At 70.7% G+C, this 4,186-nt stretch carries 3 protein-coding genes and 1 pseudogene; 2 read left to right on the top strand and 2 right to left on the bottom strand.

Features of this window, described 5'->3' with window-relative positions; translation table 11 throughout:
* Window positions 1–369, bottom strand: a pseudogene (locus tag D183_RS24890) (M56 family metallopeptidase); the annotation flags it as partial.
* 3 nt (window positions 370–372) lie between these two features.
* On the bottom strand, window positions 373–759 hold the full coding sequence (locus D183_RS0115085; protein ID WP_017909741.1) for a BlaI/MecI/CopY family transcriptional regulator: 387 nt from the start codon (window positions 757–759) through the stop codon (window positions 373–375).
* Between the two features lie 681 nt (window positions 760–1,440).
* Between D183_RS0115085 and D183_RS0115080 the strand changes: the two genes are divergently transcribed.
* Complete coding sequence (locus tag D183_RS0115080; RefSeq protein ID WP_017909740.1) at window positions 1,441–3,768, top strand: TonB-dependent receptor domain-containing protein; 2,328 nt, start codon at window positions 1,441–1,443, stop codon at window positions 3,766–3,768.
* Window positions 3,769–3,942: 174 nt separating this feature from the next.
* Window positions 3,943–4,119, top strand: a complete 177-nt coding sequence (locus D183_RS26520; RefSeq protein ID WP_017909739.1) for a DUF3606 domain-containing protein — start codon at window positions 3,943–3,945, stop codon at window positions 4,117–4,119.
* The last annotated feature ends 67 nt before the right edge of the window (window positions 4,120–4,186 follow it).

The raw sequence follows: 4,186 nt of genomic DNA, 5'->3' as shown, positions 1-4,186 counted from the left end.
GGGGGCGGCGATCGCCGCGGTGGCAGCGGTGGCGTTGACGTTGATCTGCGCAGGCACCGCAGCGGACACGCGCGGCATCGCAGCGCCTGCCTGCGTCGCCGGCACCGTGGCGACGGCCGCCGGTGCTACAACGACCGGCGCCGGCGCGGCCGGCAGCACCGGCAACTGCACCGCCCCGGCCCACAGCAGGCCCAGCACGCTCTGCGCGGCGACCAGCCACCACAACCGGCAACGCGTCGCCGCCGGCAGGGTCGGCAGCCAGCGGCACAGCGCCCAGATCAGCGCGACCAGCACCAGCGTCTGCACACTGGTCGCCAGCAGCCGCGACAGCAGGCTCTCGAACACGTCCGTCCCCACCAGGCTGTGCATGGCTCAGTCCTCTCGCCGTTGCGATTGCAGTTTGGCCACCAGGGCCTCGAGTTCGGCCAGTTCCGTGTCGCTGACCTCGGCGCGCTGCGACATCCACGCCACGAACGGCGAGACCGAGCCCTGCAGGGTCTTCTCGACGAAGCTGCCGACCGCGCTGCGCACCACGTCGTCCTGGCCGCTGGTGGCGGCATAGCGGTACACGCCCTGCACCTGGCGGCGACGCAGATAGGCCTTGGCGCGCAGGCGCTCCATCATGGTCAGCACGGTCGAGCGCGCCAGCCCGCGCGCCTCGCCGAACCCGGCGGCGACCTCCCCGACACTGGCATCGCCGTGTTCGGCGATGTACTGCAGCAGGGCCAGTTCCTGGTCCCCGATCGATTTGCGGCGCATCCGCCCACTCCGATGACTACACGTGTCGGCAAAGCTACCCATGGCGACAACTGTCGTCAATAGGTCGCAGGTCATGGGCGGCAGGCGTCTGCAAGCCTGGCGATGGCGCCCCTCCGCGAAGCCAGTCGCACCCGGCGCCTGCCGGTGGAGCCGCGTCGGTCCTGAGCATTCGGCCCCATGTCTCGCGCACGCGTGCAGCAGCATGAGGTCGGCCCCCGCCACCGTGCATGCACTCGCCGTAGACGTCGGCGCTGATCCATTCTCGTTCGCGCAGCGGCACCAGCGCCCTATACCCAGGTATCGCATCGCATACGCGCAGCAGGCAGCGCTGTACCAATGCGCAATGGTGCAAGCGCACATGCGATGCAAGAATTTCCTGCATCGCTTCACGCCGCTGTATTCACCGCGGGAAGCGCGCTGCCGCAGCTGCGCCGTTCGCCTCCATCGATCCGGAGCGGGCCGCCGCACCTGCCGCGCGCCATCTTCCCGGTTCCGCGCCGCAGCGCCGGCGCACTGTCATCGCAAACGCACAGCCAGCCGGACGCCGCCGCGAACAGGCGGTCCTGCGCTGGGTGCGCGCGTGCGCCACCGCTTCCCCACTCCACGCCGGATCCGACCATGCACGCGACCTCCTCCCGTCTCCGCGCCACGGCCTTGCCGATCTCTGCACCGCATCGCCGCATGCGCGCGTGCACGCCGTCGTTGTTGTCCGCGACGCTGACCGCCTGCCTCGCAGCATCCCCGGCGCACGCTGCGGACGCGGCCGCCGGCACCGATGCGGACACCACACCGACCACGCTGTCCGCGCTGGACGTGGTGGCCTCGCCGCATGCGGCCGCAGTGGCGCCCACCCAGGTGGTGGGCCCGAACCGCTACGTCATCAATGCCGGCGACATGGACGCCGACCTCGCCGGCAGCAACGGCCTGGCGCGGCTGAAGACCGTGCCCGGCGCCAGCTATACCGCCACCGATGGCCTGGGCCTGGACGTCTCCGCCACCAGCCTGTTCGTGCGCGGCTTCCGCATGAACGAAATGGGCGTCACCTTCGAAGGCGTGCCGTTGAACGACAGCGGCTTCCTGTCGCTGACCGGCACCAGCGTGGTCAACGTCGGCGTGCCGGACGCCATCGGCACCATCACGGTCAGCCCCGGCGCGGCACCGGTGAGCGTGTTCTCCAGCAGCGCCAACGGCGGCGCGCTGGAGTACCGCCTGGGCGAGCCGAAGGAGGCGCCCGGCCTGCGCATCAAGCAAGGCGTGGGCAGTGACGCGACCCGGGTCACCACGGTCTCCGCGCAGAGCGGGCAACTCGGCGACAACGGCCCGAAAGTGCAGGTCGACCTGCAGCGGCTGGGCGCGGACAAGTACCAGGGCGGCGGCACCCAGCGCTTCCTGCGCGGCGACCTGAAGGCGACGCAGGACGTGGCCTGGGGCACGTTCACCGTGTTCCTGTCCGCCAGCCACGCGGCGATGTGGGGCTACAACAACCTGTCCTTCGACATGCTCGGCAAGCTGGGCTGGCGCGCCGACAGTCTCTATCCCGACTACGCCAGGGCCTACGCCATCGCCCTGCCGCAGAACGCCGCCGCCTCCTGCGGCGCCTACCGCTGCGGCGCGCTGGCCGGGCTGCTGCCGTACGACACCGGCCAGGTCACCGACGACCGCATCGCCTCGCTCGCGCACGACTTCCATATCTCCGACGCGCTCAGCGGCCACGTACAGCTCTACAGCGCGCGCAGCCGCACCCACGCCACGCTGAGCGATCCGACCACGCCCTCACCCAACGGCGCGCCGTTCTCCGAGCAGGTGCAGGCGCCGCACCTGCAGCGCACCGGCGGCCTGCTCAGCCTGACCTATGTGCATGGCCGGCACACGCTCAGCGCCGGCCTCTGGCAGGAGCACGGCAGCGCCGACGCGGCGACGTCCTGGTACACCGAGCCGCTGCTGGGGCAAGGCCAGCCGCTGCGCACCACCGGGCCGTGGGACGTATACGGGCCGGCATTCAAGACCGACAACGTCTCGCAGTGGACCACCCGCGCGCGCCAGGCCTACCTGCACGACGACATCGCGCTGAGCGACACGCTGGTGCTGGGCGTGGGCGCCAAGGCGGTGGATTTTCGCACCAGCGGCGGCGGTGTCGGCGATGCGCCGGACCGGCCGGCGGCCGGCACGCTGCGCGCGAAGAGCGCGTTCCTGCCGCATCTGTCGCTGTTCTGGAGCCCGACCGCGCAGACCGATGGCTTCATCGACCTGGGCAGCGCGATGAACGGCTTCCGCGTCGCCCAGCGCGGCAACATCGGCTACACCGCCTCGGCCTGGACCGTGCCCGACCAGGCCAGCTTCGACCGTCTCGCCCGCCACCTGCAGCCGGAACAGGACTGGAACCTCACCCTCGGCGGCACCCATCGCTTCGACCGCGCCACCGTCACCGCGGACGTGTTCTACGGCGACATCCGCCATCGCCTGCTGTCGGCCGCGGTCGGCACCCAGTTCGCGCAGGTCAACACCGTGCAGGTGATGCCGAAGATGCACACCTTCGGCGCCGACCTGGGCGTGACCGTCGACCTCACCCCGCACCTGCAGTTCTACCAAGGCGTGGCGCTGGCGCGCTCGGTCTACGACCGCGACGTCGTCGTCGACGGCAACGTCTATCCGATCCAGGGCAAGGCGCAGCCGGGCTATCCGCAACTGTCGCTGGTCAGCGACCTGTCGGCGCATGTGCGCCACTGGCGCTTCGGCGCCACCAGCACCGAGTACCTGCATCAGCCCTTCACCTACGAGAACGACCTGCGCGTGCCGGCGTTCTGGCAGGTCAACACGTACACCGCGTACACGCTGGGGCCCGACAGCCCGCTACCCGGCCTGGAACTGCGCCTTGACGTCAGCAACCTGCTCGACCGCCACAACATCGGTACCGCCAACATCGCGGGCTCGGCCTTTGCCGGCGACTACCAGACGCTGCAGCGCAGCGCGCCGCGGCAGGTGTTGTTCAGTACCTCGCTGGCGTTCTGAGCATGCGGCGAGCATGCATGGGGCAGACACGGCGTTCACAGCGATGCCACGCCGGCGCGACTAGAAGTTTCCGAACCGGTCCGCCGACGCATGCCGTGTCCGTCGGACCTCGCCGCCGCGCTCTGCGGCGTGCGCCCCACGACCGCAGCGGCTTCTGGACAGCAGGACTTCGGCATGAGCGACGACACCCGCAATACCGGTTCGCCCGATCGCGACCGCATCAACCTCCACGAAGACGACGAAGTGCGCGACTGGACGCAGGCACTGCGCGTCTCCGCCGACGAGTTGCGCGCCGCGGTGCAGGCCGTGGGCAGCAGCGCCGCGGCGGTCCGCGCGCACCTGCGCACGTGACGCGGGCCGGGCCCGCGCCATGAGCCTCGCCGACTACCGCCGCAAGCGCCGCTTCGACAAGACCCGC

Source organism: Xanthomonas sp. SHU 199, from assembly GCF_000364665.1.
Classification (GTDB): domain Bacteria; phylum Pseudomonadota; class Gammaproteobacteria; order Xanthomonadales; family Xanthomonadaceae; genus Xanthomonas_A; species Xanthomonas_A sontii.
The sequence above is the reverse complement of the archived record's forward strand: the minus strand, read 5'-3'. Positions and strand labels throughout refer to the sequence as shown.